The sequence below is a fragment of the Pseudomonas sp. Hp2 genome (genome assembly GCF_006386585.1).
Lineage (GTDB): Bacteria > Pseudomonadota > Gammaproteobacteria > Xanthomonadales > Xanthomonadaceae > Pseudomonas_S > Pseudomonas_S boreopolis.
In genome coordinates, this window is record NZ_VAHJ01000003.1 from 685,740 (window position 1) to 700,877 (window position 15,138).

The 15,138-nt window shown below is 70.1% G+C and carries 16 protein-coding genes; 5 read left to right on the forward strand and 11 right to left on the reverse strand.

Features of this window, described 5'->3' with window-relative positions; translation table 11 throughout:
* Positions 1–97: 97 nt before the first annotated feature.
* Both apaG and FD678_RS12605 read left to right on the forward strand, forming a co-directional pair.
* Complete coding sequence (gene apaG / locus FD678_RS12600; protein WP_140723859.1) at positions 98–481, forward strand: Co2+/Mg2+ efflux protein ApaG; 384 nt, start codon at positions 98–100, stop codon at positions 479–481.
* 13 nt (positions 482–494) lie between these two features.
* Positions 495–1,448 carry a symmetrical bis(5'-nucleosyl)-tetraphosphatase gene (locus tag FD678_RS12605; RefSeq protein WP_140723861.1) on the forward strand — a complete coding sequence of 318 codons (954 nt, stop codon included), beginning with the start codon at positions 495–497 and terminating at the stop codon, positions 1,446–1,448.
* A 7-nt stretch (positions 1,449–1,455) separates the two neighbouring features.
* Here the strand turns inward: FD678_RS12605 and FD678_RS12610 are convergent, their stop codons facing one another.
* The 8 genes from FD678_RS12610 to FD678_RS12645 all read right to left on the reverse strand — a co-directional run bounded on the left by FD678_RS12610 (position 1,456) and on the right by FD678_RS12645 (position 7,144).
* Positions 1,456–1,938 carry a dihydrofolate reductase gene (locus tag FD678_RS12610; RefSeq protein ID WP_256661929.1) on the reverse strand — a complete coding sequence of 161 codons (483 nt, stop codon included), beginning with the start codon at positions 1,936–1,938 and terminating at the stop codon, positions 1,456–1,458.
* Between the two features lie 71 nt (positions 1,939–2,009).
* Positions 2,010–2,804, reverse strand: a complete 795-nt coding sequence (locus tag FD678_RS12615) for a thymidylate synthase (RefSeq protein ID WP_140723866.1) — start codon at positions 2,802–2,804, stop codon at positions 2,010–2,012.
* A complete protein-coding gene (gene lgt, locus FD678_RS12620; RefSeq protein ID WP_140723868.1) occupies positions 2,801–3,706 on the reverse strand; it encodes a prolipoprotein diacylglyceryl transferase in 906 nt (301 codons plus the stop codon). The genes FD678_RS12615 and lgt overlap by 4 nt, the downstream gene beginning before the upstream one ends.
* A gap of 148 nt (positions 3,707–3,854) precedes the next feature.
* The gene (locus FD678_RS12625; protein WP_140723870.1) at positions 3,855–4,346 is read right to left on the reverse strand and encodes a TPM domain-containing protein; all 492 of its coding nucleotides are present in this window, start codon (positions 4,344–4,346) and stop codon (positions 3,855–3,857) included.
* On the reverse strand, positions 4,346–5,221 hold the full coding sequence (locus tag FD678_RS20765; RefSeq protein ID WP_218569675.1) for a TPM domain-containing protein: 876 nt from the start codon (positions 5,219–5,221) through the stop codon (positions 4,346–4,348). Before FD678_RS20765 ends, FD678_RS12625 begins: the two co-directional genes overlap by 1 nt.
* 13 nt (positions 5,222–5,234) lie before the next feature.
* Positions 5,235–5,864, reverse strand: a complete 630-nt coding sequence (locus tag FD678_RS12635) for a LemA family protein (protein ID WP_140723873.1) — start codon at positions 5,862–5,864, stop codon at positions 5,235–5,237.
* Between the two features lie 120 nt (positions 5,865–5,984).
* Positions 5,985–6,734: a TerC family protein gene (locus tag FD678_RS12640; protein ID WP_140723876.1), complete on the reverse strand. Its 750-nt coding sequence runs from the start codon at positions 6,732–6,734 to the stop codon at positions 5,985–5,987.
* 29 nt (positions 6,735–6,763) lie between these two features.
* A complete protein-coding gene (locus tag FD678_RS12645; protein WP_140723879.1) occupies positions 6,764–7,144 on the reverse strand; it encodes a diacylglycerol kinase in 381 nt (126 codons plus the stop codon).
* Between the two features lie 191 nt (positions 7,145–7,335).
* On the opposite strand from FD678_RS12645, the gene FD678_RS12650 reads away from it, so the two are divergent.
* Positions 7,336–8,034, forward strand: a complete 699-nt coding sequence (locus FD678_RS12650; RefSeq protein ID WP_218569676.1) for an SGNH/GDSL hydrolase family protein — start codon at positions 7,336–7,338, stop codon at positions 8,032–8,034.
* A gap of 772 nt (positions 8,035–8,806) precedes the next feature.
* On the opposite strand, the gene FD678_RS12655 is transcribed toward FD678_RS12650, so the two are convergent.
* The 3 genes from FD678_RS12655 to FD678_RS12665 all read right to left on the reverse strand — a co-directional run bounded on the left by FD678_RS12655 (position 8,807) and on the right by FD678_RS12665 (position 11,648).
* Positions 8,807–10,078: a sensor histidine kinase gene (locus FD678_RS12655; RefSeq protein WP_140723885.1), complete on the reverse strand. Its 1,272-nt coding sequence runs from the start codon at positions 10,076–10,078 to the stop codon at positions 8,807–8,809.
* 129 nt (positions 10,079–10,207) lie between these two features.
* On the reverse strand, positions 10,208–10,921 hold the full coding sequence (locus tag FD678_RS12660; RefSeq protein WP_140723889.1) for a response regulator transcription factor: 714 nt from the start codon (positions 10,919–10,921) through the stop codon (positions 10,208–10,210).
* A gap of 100 nt (positions 10,922–11,021) precedes the next feature.
* A complete protein-coding gene (locus FD678_RS12665) occupies positions 11,022–11,648 on the reverse strand; it encodes an arylesterase (protein WP_218569677.1) in 627 nt (208 codons plus the stop codon).
* A gap of 281 nt (positions 11,649–11,929) precedes the next feature.
* Here FD678_RS12665 and FD678_RS12670 point away from each other — a divergent pair, with 281 nt between their 5' ends.
* Positions 11,930–12,631, forward strand: coding sequence for an ABC transporter ATP-binding protein (locus tag FD678_RS12670; protein ID WP_218569678.1), 702 nt, complete (start codon positions 11,930–11,932; stop codon positions 12,629–12,631).
* Positions 12,628–15,105, forward strand: a complete 2,478-nt coding sequence (locus tag FD678_RS12675; protein WP_140723892.1) for an ABC transporter permease — start codon at positions 12,628–12,630, stop codon at positions 15,103–15,105. The genes FD678_RS12670 and FD678_RS12675 overlap by 4 nt, the downstream gene beginning before the upstream one ends.
* Positions 15,106–15,138: the final 33 nt, after the last annotated feature.

The window sequence follows — 15,138 nt, forward strand, 5'->3', positions numbered from 1 at the left end:
CTTCACGGCGGCTCGCACGGCGGGCCGCCACACTGCCGGGGACGTCCGGGCAGGCGCGGCCTGTTCGGGAATCCCGGCAGCCCCTAAACTTTCCCGCATGCAAGACAGTCCCCGCTACCGGATCGAGGTCGAGGTTTCGCCCCGCTTCCTCGACCAGCAGTCCGCGCCGTCCGACGGCCGGTACGCGTTCGCCTATACGATCCGCATCCGCAACGCCGGCGACATCGCCGCGCGCCTGGTCGCGCGCCACTGGCGCATCACCGACGGCAACGGCCAGGTCCAGCACGTCGACGGCGAAGGCGTGGTCGGCGAACAGCCGCGGCTGCGCCCGGGCGAGCAGTTCCAGTACACCTCGGGCGTGATGCTCGATACCGAGCACGGCCAGATGCAGGGCCATTACGACATGGTCGCCGACGACGGCACCGAGTTCGCCGCGCCGATCGCCACGTTCGTGCTGAGCGTGCCCAGGACCCTGCATTGATGGAGGCCCGGGCATGAGCATCTGGGCGATCGGCGACCTGCAGGGCTGCTACGACGTCACCCAGCGGTTGCTGGAGAAGATCCGCTTCGATCCGGCGCAGGACACGCTGTGGTTCTGCGGCGACCTGGTGAACCGCGGCGGGCAGTCGCTGGAAACGCTGCGGCTGGTGCACTCGCTGCGCGAGCGCAGCGTGATCGTGCTCGGCAACCACGACCTGTCGCTGCTGGCGATCGGCGCGCGCTCGGAGGAGGAGCAACGCAAGGTCAACCCGGACCTGCAGCGCGTGGTGCTCGCCGAGGACCGCGACGTGCTGCTGGACTGGCTGCGCATGCAGAAGCTGGCGCATGTCGACCGCGCGCTGGGCTGGATGATGGTGCATGCCGGCCTGGGGCCGAAGTGGACCACGCAGATGGCCGAGAAGTACGCGCAGGAGGTCGAGCAACAGCTGCAGGGCAACGGCTACCGCAAGCTGTTGCGCAACATGTACGGCGACCAGCCGAGTTGGTCGCCGGGCCTCGGCGGCTACGACCGCAGCCGCGCCATCATCAACATCCTCACCCGGATGCGCTATTGCACCCCGCGCGGGCGCATCGCCACCGAGGACAAGGGCACGCCCGGCACTCAGGCCCAGGGCATGTACCCCTGGTTCGAGGTGCCCGGCCGCGTGGAGCGCGACCTGAAGATCGTCTGCGGCCACTGGTCCACGCTCGGCCTGACCATCACCCAGGGCATCCACGCGATCGACACCGGCGCGGTCTGGGGCGGCAGGCTCACCGCGCTGCAGCTGGACAGCGAGGAACTGCGCGTCGTGCAGGTGCCGGGCCGCGAGGTGGACGGACCGCCGCCGGCATCGCGCGCGCCGAAGAAGCCGACCTCCGAGCGGCCCGCGCGCCGCGGGCGCCGTTCCCGTGCGCGCGGCAAGGGCCAGCCCAGGCACGACGCGCCCTCGCCCGCCGGCCAGGACTGAGCCGCGCTCAGCGGCGGCGGTAGTCGACGAAGTCGAACGCGAACGCGTGCCTCGCATCGGCGGGGTGGCGTTCGCGCGCCACCGGCTCCCACTCCGCCGCATCGATGGCGGGGAAGAACGCATCGGCGCCTTCGACCTCGGCCGCGACATGGGTCAGGTAGAGCATGTCCGCGCGCGGCAGCGCCAGCCGGTACACCTCGCCGCCGCCGATCACGCACAGCTCCCCGGCACCGGCCTTTTGCGCGCGGGCGATGGCCTCTTCCAGCGTGGCCACCGCCTGCATGCCGTCGAACGGCACCCGGCCGGAACGGGTCAGCACCAGGTTCGAGCGCCCCGGCAGCGCGCGCCCGAGCGACTCTGCGGTCTTGCGGCCCATCAGGATCGGCTTGCCGAGCGTGCGCGCCTTGAAGTGCCGGAAATCGTCCGGCAGGTGCCAGGGCATCGCGTTGTCGCGGCCGATGGCGTTGCGGCGATCGAGTGCGGCGATCAGGGAAAGCCGGGGCGCGGGAAGAGCAGCCGCGGGGCCTTCCCGATCGGCGCTCTCCGGGCCCCCGCTTCCCCTCATACCGCCACCGGCGCCTTGATCGCCGGGTGCGGGTCGTAGCCCTCGATCGCGATGTCGTCGAACCCGAAGGCGAACAGGTCGCTCACCGCCGGGTTGAGCCGCAGCTTCGGCAGCGGCCGCGGCGCGCGCGACAGCTGCTCGCGCGCCTGCTCGAAGTGGTTCGAATACAGGTGCGCGTCGCCCAGCGTGTGCACGAAGTCGCCGGCGCGCAGCCCGGTCGCCTGCGCCACCAGGTGCGTGAGCAGCGCATAGCTGGCGATGTTGAACGGCACGCCGAGGAAGATGTCGCCGCTGCGCTGGTAGAGCTGGCAACTCAACTTGCCATCGGCCACGTAGAACTGGAACAGGTTGTGGCACGGCATCAGCGCCATCTTGGGCAGGTCGGCCACGTTCCAGGCGCTGACCACCAGCCGGCGCGAATCCGGGTTGCGCTTGATTTCCTCCACCACCCAGCGCATCTGGTCGATCTCCCCGCCCTCGGGCGTGGCCCAGCTGCGCCATTGCTTGCCGTAGACCGGGCCGAGGTCGCCGTTGGCGTCGGCCCACTCGTCCCAGATGCTGACCTTGTTCTCCTTGAGGTAGGCGATGTTGGTATCGCCCTTCAGGAACCACAGCAGCTCGTGGATGATCGAGCGCAGGTGCAGCTTCTTGGTGGTGACCAGCGGGAAGCCTTCTTCCAGGTCGAAGCGCATCTGCCAGCCGAACACGCTGCGCGTGCCGGTGCCGGTGCGGTCGGATTTCTCCGTGCCGTGCTCCAGCACGTGCCGCAGCAGGTCGAGGTATTGCTTCACTTGGCGGCCTCCGCGGCGGGCACGGGCTGCAGCACCGGCGCGCGGCGCGACAGCCACAGCAGGAACAGCCCCACCGCGATCAGCGGCAGGCTCAGGATCTGGCCGCGCGTCAGCCAGCCGAACGCGACGTAGACGCCGTTGTCCGGCATGCGCACGAACTCGACCGTGAAGCGGAACACGCCGTACAGCAGCGCGAACAGGCCGGATACGGCATAGCGCGCGCGCGGTTTCAGCGAGAACAGCCAGATCGCCGCGAACATCACCAGTCCTTCCAGCGCCGCCTCGTACAGCTGCGAGGGGTGGCGCGCGTAGCGGTCGAGCAGGCCCGCGGCGTACTGCTGCTGGATCTGCGCGGCGCTCATCAACTGCTCCATCGCCGGCTGGCCGGCCGGTATGTCGCTCAGCGGCGCATGCGGGAAGATCACGCCCCATCCGGCCTGGGTGAACTTGCCCCACAACTCGCCGCCGATGAAGTTGCCGAGCCGGCCGAAGCCCAGCCCCAGCGGCACCAGCGGCGCGATGAAGTCGACCACGTCGAAGATGTGCAGGCGATGCTTGCGCGCCCACCAGGCCACGGCGACCAGCACGCCGAGCAGGCCGCCGTGGAAGCTCATGCCGCCTTCCCACACCTTGAACAGGACCAGCGGGTTCTGCACCAGCGCGCCGAACGCGTAGAACAGCATGTAGCCGATGCGCCCGCCCAGCACGACGCCGAGCATCGCGTAGAACAGCAGGTCGGAGAACCCGTTCGCGTCCACGCCCGGCAGCCGGCCGGCGCGGATGCGCAGGCGACCCAGCCACCATGCGGCGAGGAAGCCCAGCAGGTACATCAGCCCGTACCAGTGCACCTGCACCGGTCCCAGCGAGAAGGCGATCGGGTCGATGTCGTGGAGATAGGTCATGCGCGGCGGAACCCGGCCAAAGCGAGGCCGCCATTTTGCCAGCTAAGCCGCCCGCGGGGCTGTACCGGCCTTCACCGGCTGCCGGGAACGGTGCCGGGAGTGGCGCGAGCCGCGATGGCGCGTGCCTGCGGTTGCCGCGGCGCCGCGATCACCCCAGCAGCTGCGGTCGATTGGGCAACTCGTCCTCGTCCTGCTCGTCGCCGCTGCGCGGGAAATGCAGGGCCAGCAAGTCCGATACCGCACGGATGCCGCCGATCACCGCCGCCTCGGCCTCGCCGGCGCGCAGGCCTTCCTCGATGCGCCTGCAGACCTCGCGCCACTGCGCCTCGCTCACCTTCCCGCGCAATCCCCGGTCGGCCACGATCTCGATCGCATGGTCGGCCAGCAGCAGATAGATCAGCACCCCGTTGTTGGCGTGGGTATCCCAGGTCCGCAGCTGCGCGAACGCATGCTCGGCGCGCGCGCGCGGCGGCATGCCACGCAGGACCGCCGCGATCGGCAGGTCCGATTCGACCGCGAACATGATCTCGCCGCGATGCGCCCGCTCGCAGGCCTCGATGGCCGCGGCGATCGCATCCAGCCGCGCAGGCGGGAACAGGCGTTGTGCCGAGGGCGCGAACAGGTGCCGCAACAGTCGCATCACCAGCTCCCCGAGGCGCCGCCGCCTCCCGACGAACCACCACCCCCGCCCCAGCCGCCACCGCCGCCGAAGCCGCCCCCGCCACCCCAGCCGCCCCAGCCGCCATGGCGGACGAAGCTGCCGGGCGAGCCGGATACCAGCCCGACCAGGAATCCGACCAGCGCCGCCGCTCCGCTGGCGAGGAACAACGAGGTGAACCACAGCGCCGCCAGCCCGGCCGCGCCGCCGCTGAGCAGCGCCCGCACCGGCCGCGGCGCCCAGCCGAAGGCCCCGCGCGCGATGCTGGCGACGACGAAGCCCACGAACAGGGCCACGAGCCAGCCGGCGCCGCCTCCACCGCGGCGGGCGTCGTCGTGGCCGCTGACCGGTGCCGGCAGCGGCTCGCCCTCGATCAGCTTGACCAGCACGCCGCTCGCTTCCTGAACGCCGCCGGCGTAGTCGCCCTGGCGGAAACGCGGGACCAGGTACTCCTGGATGATGCGGTTGGCGATCGCGTCGGGGATCGCGCCCTCCAGCCCGTAGCCAGGCTGGATGCGCACCCGCCGGTCGTCCTTGGCGACCACCAGCAGCACGCCGTCGTCCACGCCCTTGCGCCCCAGCTTCCATGCGTCGAACACGCGCTGGGTGTATTCCTCGATGGTCTCGGGCTGGGTGCTGGACACGATCAGCACCTGCAGCTGGCTGCCCTTCTGCCGCTGCAAGGCCAACGCCTGCTGCTCGAGCTGCTGCCTCTGCGCGGCGTCGAGCGTGCCGGTCTGGTCGACCACCGGCGAGTCGAGCGCCGGGATCGCCGCGAGTTGCTGCGGCCAGGCCGGCGCCAGCAGCGCCAGCCAGAGCGCCAGCGCCGCCATGCATCGCCGCAGGACAGGCGTCACGGGGACGGCCGCCTCAGTGGCCCGGCGCGGGTGCCTGTTGCGGGGCCTGCTGCGGCTGCGGGCCGCCGAAGTCCACCGTCGGCGCGCGCGAGACCTCGGCCTCGTTGGCCACGCTGAAATTGGGCTTCTCCTTGGCCCCGGTGATCTTGGCGGTGATCACCTGCGGGAACTGGCGGATGTAGGTGTTGTAGTCCTGCACCGACTGGATGTAGCGGCCGCGCGCCACGGTGATGCGGTTCTCGGTGCCCTCCAGCTGCGCCTGCAGGTCGCGGAAGGACTGGTCGGCCTTGAGCTGGGGATAGTTCTCGCTGACCACCAGCAGGCGCTGCAGCGCGCTGCCGAGCTCGCCCTGGGCCTGCTGGAACTGTTGCAGCGACTGCGCGTCCTCGGCGTTGACCTGGATCTGCCCGACCCGCGAGCGCGCCTCGGTGACCTGGGTCAGCACCTGCTGCTCGTGCTGCGCGTAGCCCTTGACCGTATTGACCAGGTTCGGGATCAGGTCGTAGCGGCGCTGGTACTGGTTGAGCACCTCCGACCAACCGGCCTTCACCGCCTCGTCCTTCTGCTGGATCGTGTTGTAGCCGCATCCCGCCAGCGAGGCGACGACCACCCACAGCAGCAACGAACGGATCAACAGGCGCATGGCACGACTCCGGTGCGTTCTAGGGGCATCCAGCATGCCATGAACCCCGCATGCGTGGCATGCAGGGCCCCGGCGGGCCGGGGTCCCGGGCCGGCGGGCGGCCGGGGGACACCTGCGCGGTCACCAGTTGCCGGCGCCGGGCACGTGGTGCGCCACCGCGCGGCGGCGCATCAGCAGGTTCAGCCACTCCACCAGCACCGAGAACCCCATCGCCGCGTAGATGTACGGCTTGGGCACGTGCACTTCCAGGCCGTCCAGGACCAGCACCGCGCCGATCATCAGGATGAAGGCGAGCGCCAGCATCTTCACGGTCGGATTGGCGTCGATGAAGCGGCCCAGCGGGTTGGCGGCCAGCAGCATCACCGCCACCGACAGCAGGATCGCGCCGACCATGACCGGGATGTGCTCGGCGATGCCGACCGCGGTGATCACCGAGTCCAGCGAGAACACGATGTCGATGATCGCGATCTGCAGGATCACCAGCCCGAACACGCCGGTCGCCTTGCTGGTGGTCGGGTCGCTGTCCTCGCCGCCGGTGATCAGCTCGCGGATCTCCTTGCCGCCCTTCACCAGCAGGAACAGGCCGCCGATGATCAGCACCAGGTCGCGTATCGAGATGCCCATGCCGGCGACGCTGAACAGATCGGCCTGCATGTGCGCCAGGTAGGCCAGCGAGACCAGCAGCACGATGCGGGTGATGCAGGCCACCGCGATGCCCAGGCGGCGGGCGAACGGGCGGCGCGCTTCCGGCAGCTTGCTGACCGCGATCGAGATGAACACCAGATTGTCGATGCCCAGCACGATTTCCAGCGCACTGAGCGTCACCAGCGTCAGCCAGGCATTGGGATCGGTCAGCAACTCAAGCAACATGGGGGAAACCTTCGAATGTGGAGGGGATGTCAGAGATAGCGCGGGGCCAGGACCAGGCCCCAGCACACCAGCACGTTCACCATCAGCACGAACACCGCGGCCGACCCCATGTCCTTGGCCCGCCCGGCCAGTTCATGGTGCTCCGGGCCGTAGCGCTCGATCACCGCCTCGATCGCCGAATTGGCCAGTTCCATCGCCAGCACCAGCAGCAGCGAGCCGATCATCAGCACGCGCTCGACCGGCGTCTGGCCCAGCCACAGCGCCAGCGGTACCAGCACGACCGACAGGTAGACCTCCAGCCGGAACGAGGACTCGTGCAGCCAGGCCGCGCGCAGGCCCTGAAACGACCAGACGGCCGCCTTGAGGATGCGCCTGGGCCCGCGCGGGAGATGGCCGGACTGGTCGGCCATCTCAGCGGCGTCCCGGGATTCGGCGAAGGCGCAACGGGCGACGGCGGACGGTCATCGGCGCAAGGACAAGGATGATGAACCCGTAATTCTGCCACATCCGCCGTTCCGGCCGCCCCGCCGGCCCGGCCGTTTGCCCGCGTCCGGCCCGGTGACGCACCATGCGCCCCTGGTTCCATGCATCAGGATCGCCCGTGAAACACCGCATCGTCCGCTCAACCCTGCTCGTCCTCGCCCTGCTCGGCGCCCAGGCCCAGGCCCTCGACCGTCCCGCGCCGAAGATCCCCGAACAGGTATCCAATGCCGCCTGGGAAGAGGACATGCGAAAGTTCGCGGCGGCCGACGCCGTGCAACCGCCGCCCCAGCACGGCATCCTGTTCGTCGGCAGTTCCTCGATCCGCTTCTGGGACACGCTGGCCACCGACTTCCCGGGCCAGCCGGTGATCAACCGCGGCTTCGGCGGCTCGGAGGTACGCGACAGCACCTGGTACGCCGACCGCATCGTCGTGCCGTACGCGCCCCGCCTGATCGTGTTCTACGCCGGCGACAACGACCTCGCCGCCGGGCGCAGCCCCGCGCAGGTGCGCGACGACTTCGTCGCCTTCGTCCAGCGCGTGCGCAAGGACCTGCCGGACACCCGCATCGCCTACATCTCGATCAAGCCCAGCCCCTCGCGCGCGCAACTGATGCCGCAGATGGCCGAGGCCAACCGCATGATCCGGCACGCCGCCTCGCGCTTCCCGAAAGTGGACTTCATCGACGTCTACAGCCGCATGCTCGACGCCTCGGGCAAACCGCGCCCCGAACTGTTCCGCGAGGACCAACTGCACATGACCCGCGCCGGCTACGAGATCTGGCGCGACGCGGTGGCACCGGAGTTGGCGCGCAAGTAAAGCCCGCAGAAATAGGCTGTTGCTGTTGCTGTTGCTGTTGCTGTTGCTCGTGATTTTGCTTTGGATTGGGTAACGCCTCCTCGCGCGGCGGCGCGCCAACCTCCACGGCCTACGAATGTCACTGCGGCGCGGGCCCCTCCGTAGCGGCGGAGACGGCGGGTAAAACCCGAAGGGCGACGTGCATGGGCTCGCCGGAAAAAGGCGAAGCACTGCTTCGCCCCGGCGGGCGGGCATTCGCCGCGCGGCGAATGCCCCGGACTCGGCCGCGTAGCGGACGAGCCCCCTCGAAAAATCCCACCGGCTCCGCGGACCCGCAGCAAAGCTGCGGGCGCGAAGGCGGGGTGTGCTTGATCAGCCATTCGGCTGCTGTGAAGCGCTTCTTTTGGTTACTTTTCTTTGCACAAGCAAAGAAAAGTAACTCGCCAAAGGCGAAAGCTTCTGCCTTTGTTGCTATTGCCAAAGCCCCAGAAGCAACGTCCCTGGATCCCCGCCTTCGCGGGGATGACGGTAGATAGATCTCTTGAAACTGACAGATGACGAAAGTCATTGGATCTTCGATCCTCGGTCATCGGGCATAGCCCGATGGCGCTCTGTGCCGCGCGAGCCAGTGGCTCGCAAGCAGCGGCCCTTCGCCCCCGCCTTCGCGGGGATGACGAATAGACAGATTCCGCAGAACCGTGGTATTGCGTGGGCCGGACAGATAACGCCAAGGACGCCGGTTCTTCGCCCTGCCTTCGCGGGAACGACGGCAGAAGATTTCCCCGACCGGCAACTACCCGAACCGCACAGTGAACGTAGTCCCCACCCCAAGCTCGCTCTCGAGCTCCACCCGCCACCCGAACCGATCGCACAACCGCCGCACGATCGAGAGCCCCAGCCCCGTCCCCTGCGGCCGGCCCGGCTCCCCCCGGAAGAACGGCTCGAACGCCCGCACCCGCGCTTCCTCGCTCATGCCGATGCCCGTGTCGCGCACCACGATGCCGTACGCGTGCACCTCCACCACCACGCTGCCGTTGTCGGTATAGGCGCAGGCATTGCGCAGCAGATTGCTCAACACCACCCGCAACACGCGCGGCGGCGCGTGCAGCTGCAACGCGTGCACCAGCCTCACGTCCACGCGCACCGGCTTCTCGCCGAGCAGCTCGCGGGCGCTCTCCGCCTCCTCCTCGACGAGATCGGCGACATCGAACGTCTCGCTCTGCGGCGTGACCTCCGCCTCGCGCGCCAGGATCAGGAAGGCGTCGATCACCGCCTCCATGTCGCGCCCGGCGCGCTGGATCCGGCGCAGGCTGCGCTCCACGCGCGGCGGCACGCCTTCCTCCGAGATCGCCATGTCGGTGGCCACCCGCACCACCGTCAGCGGCGTGCGCAGCTCGTGGCTGGCGTCGCGGGTGAAGTTGCGTTCGCGCGCGATGTGCTCGCCGACGCGCGTGGCCATCGAATGCAGCGCCAGCGCCAGTTGCCGCGTCTCGCCCTGCAGGTCGGCCGGCAGGTGCACGGGCGCCAGGTCGCTCGCGTCCGGATGCCGCGGGTCCCAGTTCGCCACGCGCCGCGCCAGCCAGTTCACCGGCGAGACCAGGCGCTTGGACATGCGGTACGTCAGCCACGACACCGCATACACCGCCAGCAGGATCAGCAGCACCGGCACCGCGCCGAACCAGAAGGCGAGGTGCTGCGCCTGCGAGCGCAGGAAGGCCAGGTACAGCGTCCCCTGCGGCCGGCTCTGCACCAGCACCAGCTCGTTCTGCCGTTCCATTTCGTGGAAACCGTCCGCGAGCGGGCGCATGTACTCCGGCAGCACCAGGCGCGACTCGCCCGCGGGCACCAGGTACCCGCGGACGAACGAGGTGTTGGGCGGCGGCTGCGCAGGCGAGGATTGATACAGCTGCCAGAAGTGCGCCGCCTCGTCCTCCAGCACGGTACGGATCAGGCTGTACTTGACGACGATCGTGACCAGCCAGGCGCCCACCACGATCGCCAGACTCGCCAGCACGGTCTGCACGATGAACGCGATGCGTATTTTCCGGGGCAAGCCGTAGGGCATTTCGGCGTCCAGATGATGCGCGCCCGGATTATAGGAAGAGACCTCCCCACCCACCTGTGCCGGAAGCCGCCATGCGGCGCCGCGGCGCCGCATGGCGGTCGGGATGGGCCGGCGCGGGGCCGGGCCAGGTCAGCCCATCGGCTGGGCGATGTCGGCGATGCGGTAGCCGGCGCTCTGCACGGTGTGCAGCAGCGGGCGGTCGAACGGCTTGTCGATGATCTTGCGCAGGTTGTACAGGTGGCTGCGCAAGGTGTCCGAGTCGGGCAGGCCGTTGCCCCAGATCTCGCGCTCGATCTCCTGGCGGCTGACCACGCGCGGGGATTCCCGCATCAGGATCGTCAGCAGCTTCAGGCCGATCGGCGAAAGCTGCAGTTCGGTACCGGCGCGGGTGGCGCGCATGCTGACCGGGTCGAGCACCAGGTCGGCGACCTTCAGCACCTCCGAGCCCACCTGGCGGCGCTCGCGGCGGATCAGCGCCCGCAACCGGGCTTCCAGCTCCTGGATCGCGAACGGCTTGGTCAGGTAGTCGTCCGCGCCGAAGCCCAGGCCGGTCAGTTTGTCGTCCAGCGTGTCGCGCGCGGTCAGCATCAGCACCGGCGTGGACTTGCGCGCGTCGTTGCGCAGCCGCCGGCAGACCTCGATGCCGTCCAACCGCGGCAGCATCAGGTCGAGCACGACCACGTCGTAGCTGTTCTCGGCCGCCAGGCGATAGCCGTCCAGCCCATCGACCGCGTAATCGACCTCGAAACCGCGGCCCTCGAGATACTCACCGATCATCTCGGAAATGTTGCGATTGTCTTCGACGACCAGAACAAGCCCGGACGTCTCCTTGGTCTGACGCATGGAAACCCCTCGATCTCAGCTTTCTTCAGCTTTGTGAAACATGCCCCATCCTGGGTCGATATGGCGTGAAGACCGGACGACGGGAAAAATCCCTTTCAAATCATTTGCCTAGCACGCCCTTCAGAGTCGGCCAGACATTGTCGAGCACCTTGGGCTGGCCGGCCGCGGTGGGGTGCAGGCCGTCGGACTGCATCAATCCCGGCTGCAGCGCCACCCCCTCCAGCAGGAACGGCACCAGCGGCAGCCGGTACTGCTCGGCCAGGTCGCGGTAGACGGCGCGCAACCGCTCGCGATACGCCGGCCCGTAGTTGGGCGGCACGTCGATGCCGAGCAGCACGACCTGCGCGCCGGCCTGCCGGCTCAGGCCGATCATCTTGTCCAGGTTGGCCTTCAACTGGGCCGGCGCCAGGCCGCGCAGGGCGTCGTTGCCGCCGAGCTCGATGACCACCACGCCCGGCCGGTGCTTGGCCAGCAGGCCGGGCAGCCGGGTCAGCGCCCCGGAACTGGTCTCGCCGCTGATGCTGGCATTGACGACGGCGGGCGGCGCCTTCATCTGCTGCTTCAGGCGCTGCTCGAGCAGGCTGACCCAGCCCGACTGCACCGGTATGTTGTGGGCGGCGCTCAAGCTGTCTCCCAGCACAAGGATCGGGCCGTTCCCCGGACCTTTGGCATAGGCGAGCGCCGGCAGGAGCAGCCAGCATGCAAGCAGCAACCACCATGTCGCCATGGCGCGATGGCACGACCGCAAACCGCTTTCCCGCATCACGGAGAACTCCTCATCGACATTAGAGCGTGTCATGCCATTTTCCCCGAGTGCGAAGCCGCCTGGGGCGCGCCGAGACACGGCGCGCAAGCCGGTATCGGCGCTCGCCGGGCGACTTCCCGGGGGGTTGTCCGCCAGCGGCGCGGGGCCGGCGCCGCGCGGTTTGGCCTGGCCGCCAGCCAAGGCCGCACCACGCTGCAACGGCCCCGCACCGCCGACGGACGACGCATCTCATGGAAAACGGCATGACAGGTTCCAAGCCCCCACACTCTCCCATCGCACTCGATGTCCGCGACGTGGGCAAGTCCGTCGACGGCCCGGAGGGCACGCTCCACATCCTCGACGACATCAGCTTGACGGTCGGTGAAGGCGACAGCGTCGCGATCGTCGGTGCGTCCGGTTCGGGCAAGACCACGCTGCTGGGCCTGCTCGCGGGCCTGGACCTGCCTACCCGCGGCAGCATCAGCCTGGCCGGCAACGCGCTCGGCGCGCTGGACGAGGAGGCGCGCGCGGCATTGCGCGCGCGCGAGGTCGGCTTCGTGTTCCAGAGCTTCCACCTGCTGCCGTCGCTGACCGCCGAGGAGAACGTCGCGCTGCCGCTGGAGCTGGCCGGCCGCGAGGACCCGGCGCGGGTGCGCGAGGTGCTCGACGCGGTCGGCCTGAAGGCGCGCGCGCGCCACTATCCCCGCCAGCTCTCCGGCGGCGAGCAGCAGCGCGTGGCGCTGGCGCGGGCGTTCGTGGCGCGGCCGCGCATCCTGTTCGCCGACGAGCCCACCGGCAGCCTCGACCAGGCCACCGGCCGCCACGTCAGCGACCTGCTGTTCGCCCTCAATGCCGACAGCGACACCACGCTGGTGCTGGTCACCCACGACATGGCGCTGGCGCGGCGTTGCCAGCACGTCTACCGCATCGACGGCGGCCGCCTGTATCCGGGCGCGGCGGCATGAACGTGCTGCGCCAGGCGCTGCGTTCGGTGCGGCGCGAGTTCCTCGCCGGCGACCTGTTGACCGTATTCGCCGCGCTGGTGCTCGGGGTGGCGGTGATGACCGCGGTCGGCACGCTGGTCAACCGGGTGACGCTGGCGCTGACTTCCAGCGCGGCCGAGGTGCTCGGCGGCGACCTGGGCGTCACCGGCCGCCAGGACATCCCGCAAGCCTTCGCCGACGAAGCCGCGCGGCGCGGGCTGCGCAGCACGCGCATGGTCGCCTTCCCGAGCGTGCTGTTCCACGGCGAGGCCAGCCAGATGGCGACGATCCGCGCGGTCGGCGACGGCTATCCGCTGCGCGGGCAATTGCTGGTCGCGCGCGATGCCGGCGCCGCCAACGCCGTGCCGGGCGGCGCGCCGCCGAGGGGCGAGGCGTATGCGGACCCGCGCCTGATGGAGGCGCTGGGGCTGAAGCTCGGGGACGCGCTGGAATTCGGCGCCGGCACGCTCACCGTCACCGGCGTGCTGCGCGCCGAGCCGGACGCGTCCGGCGAACTGCTGCAGATATCCCCGCCGCTGATGGTCAACCGCGCCGACGTCGACGCCGCCGGCCTGCTCGGCCCCGGCAGCCGCGCCTCGTACCGTCTGATGTTCGCCGGCGAGCCGGAAGCGATCGCCGGGCTGCGCGAATGGCTGCAATCGCGCGCCAACGGCTATCGGTTGGTCGGGATCGAGGATACCCAGCGCGGCATGCGCGCCGCCTTCGACCGTGCCGGCCGCTTCCTGTCGCTGTCGGCGCTGCTGGCGGTGCTGCTGTCCGGCGTGGCGACCGCGCTGGCCGCCAACCGCTTCGCGTTGCACCGCATCGACACGGTGGCGGTGCTGCGCTGCCTCGGCGCGCGCCAGCGCGACGTCCTGGCCAGCCTCGCGCTGCAGCTGCTGCTGGTGGCGGTCCCGGCCTGCCTGGTCGGCATCGTGATCGGCATGCTCGCGCAGGAGGGCCTGGTCCGGGCGCTCGGCAGCCTGGTCCCGGACCGGTTGCCGCTGCCGCAGGCCACGCCGGCGCTCACCGGTGCCGGCATCGGCCTGGTGCTGCTGCTCGGCTTCGGCCTGCCGCCGCTGCTGCGGCTGCGCGACGTACCGCCGATGCGCGTGCTCAACCGCAGCTTCGCGGCCACGCCGCCGACTTCGCTGGCGACCTACGCCGCGGCGCTGGCCGCCACCTTGGCGCTGACGATCCAGGCCACCGGCGATGCCGTGCTGGCCGGCTGGGTGCTGGGTGGACTGGCGGCACTGGCGCTGGTGGCGGGCGGCCTCGGCGCGCTGCTGCTGGCGGGACTGCGCCGGCTGCAGCGGCGCCTGCGCGGTCCATGGCGGCTGGGGCTGGCCTCGCTGACCCGGCGCCGCGCGCTCAGCGTCGTGCAGTTGGTCGGCCTGTCGCTGTCGTTGTGCGCGCTGTTGCTGCTGGCGGTGGTCGGGCCGGGCCTGCTGGGGCAATGGCGCGACCGGTTGCCGATGGATACGCCCAACTATTTCCTGATGAACATCCAGCCCGACCAGACCGACGCGGTGCGCCGGCACCTGGCCGCGCTCGGCGTGCAGGACGCCGACCTGGAGCCGTTCAGCACCGGCCGCCTGGTCGCGATCAACGATCGCCCGGCGCGTCGCCTGGACCGCCCGGAGGACGACGAGGGCGAGGACCGGCCGGTCAATTTCTCCTGGCGCCATGCCTTCCCCGCCGCCAATACGCTCACCGCGGGCCGCTTCTGGAACCCCGGCAGCGCCGCCGCCGAGGCGTCGGTGGAGGACGGCTGGGCGCAGCGCTACGGCGTCGAGCTGGGCGACCGCATCACCTTGCAGATGGGCGAGCAGCGGCGCAGCTTCACCGTCACCAGCCTGCGCAAGGCCGACTGGGACTCGTTCCGGGTCAACTTCTTCCTGCTGCTCAATGCCGGCTCGGTCGGCGATGCGCCCTACAACCTGATCTCCAGCTTCCACCTGCCGACGGATCGGGCGCCGCGGCTGGCGGCGTTGACGCGCGAATTCCCCAACATCTCGGTGCTGGACATCGACGCGATCCTGGAACGGGTGCGCGAAGTGATGGAGCAGGTCGGCCAGGCGGTGCAACTGGTCATGAGCTTCAGCCTGTTGGCCGGCGTGCTGGTCCTGCTGGCGGCCTTGCAGGCCACCGCGGCCGAGCGCCGCTACGACAGCGCGGTGCTGCGCACGCTGGGCGCCAATCGTCCGCAGCTGCGCGGCGCGGTGCTGGTGGAGTTCGGCGCGCTCGGCCTGTGCGCCTCGCTGCTCGCGGTGCTGGCCGCCGCGGGCATCGGCGTGGCCGTGGCGCGGCAGGCGTTCGAACTCGCCTTCGCCCCGCCCTGGCCGGTCCTGCTGCTGGGCGGCGCGGCCGGCGTGGTGCTGAGCATGCTCGCCGGCTGGTCCGGCACGCGACGGATCCTCTCCACGCCGCCGGCGCTGGCGCTGCGCGCGTCCTGACCGGCCAGGCGGCGCCGGCGCATGCCGGCGCCG

Coding starts and splice junctions, on each gene's coding strand:
- apaG (WP_140723859.1), top strand. CDS start 98: ATGCAAGACAGTCCCCGCTACCGGATCGAGGTCGAGGTTTCGCCCCGC.
- FD678_RS12605 (WP_140723861.1), top strand. CDS start 495: ATGAGCATCTGGGCGATCGGCGACCTGCAGGGCTGCTACGACGTCACC.
- lgt (WP_140723868.1), bottom strand. CDS start 3,706: ATGACCTATCTCCACGACATCGACCCGATCGCCTTCTCGCTGGGACCG.
- FD678_RS12625 (WP_140723870.1), bottom strand. CDS start 4,346: ATGCGACTGTTGCGGCACCTGTTCGCGCCCTCGGCACAACGCCTGTTC.
- FD678_RS12635 (WP_140723873.1), bottom strand. CDS start 5,864: ATGCGCCTGTTGATCCGTTCGTTGCTGCTGTGGGTGGTCGTCGCCTCG.
- FD678_RS12640 (WP_140723876.1), bottom strand. CDS start 6,734: ATGTTGCTTGAGTTGCTGACCGATCCCAATGCCTGGCTGACGCTGGTG.
- FD678_RS12645 (WP_140723879.1), bottom strand. CDS start 7,144: ATGGCCGACCAGTCCGGCCATCTCCCGCGCGGGCCCAGGCGCATCCTC.
- FD678_RS12655 (WP_140723885.1), bottom strand. CDS start 10,078: ATGCCCTACGGCTTGCCCCGGAAAATACGCATCGCGTTCATCGTGCAG.
- FD678_RS12660 (WP_140723889.1), bottom strand. CDS start 10,921: ATGCGTCAGACCAAGGAGACGTCCGGGCTTGTTCTGGTCGTCGAAGAC.
- FD678_RS12665 (WP_218569677.1), bottom strand. CDS start 11,648: ATGGCGACATGGTGGTTGCTGCTTGCATGCTGGCTGCTCCTGCCGGCG.
- FD678_RS12670 (WP_218569678.1), top strand. CDS start 11,930: ATGACAGGTTCCAAGCCCCCACACTCTCCCATCGCACTCGATGTCCGC.
- FD678_RS12675 (WP_140723892.1), top strand. CDS start 12,628: ATGAACGTGCTGCGCCAGGCGCTGCGTTCGGTGCGGCGCGAGTTCCTC.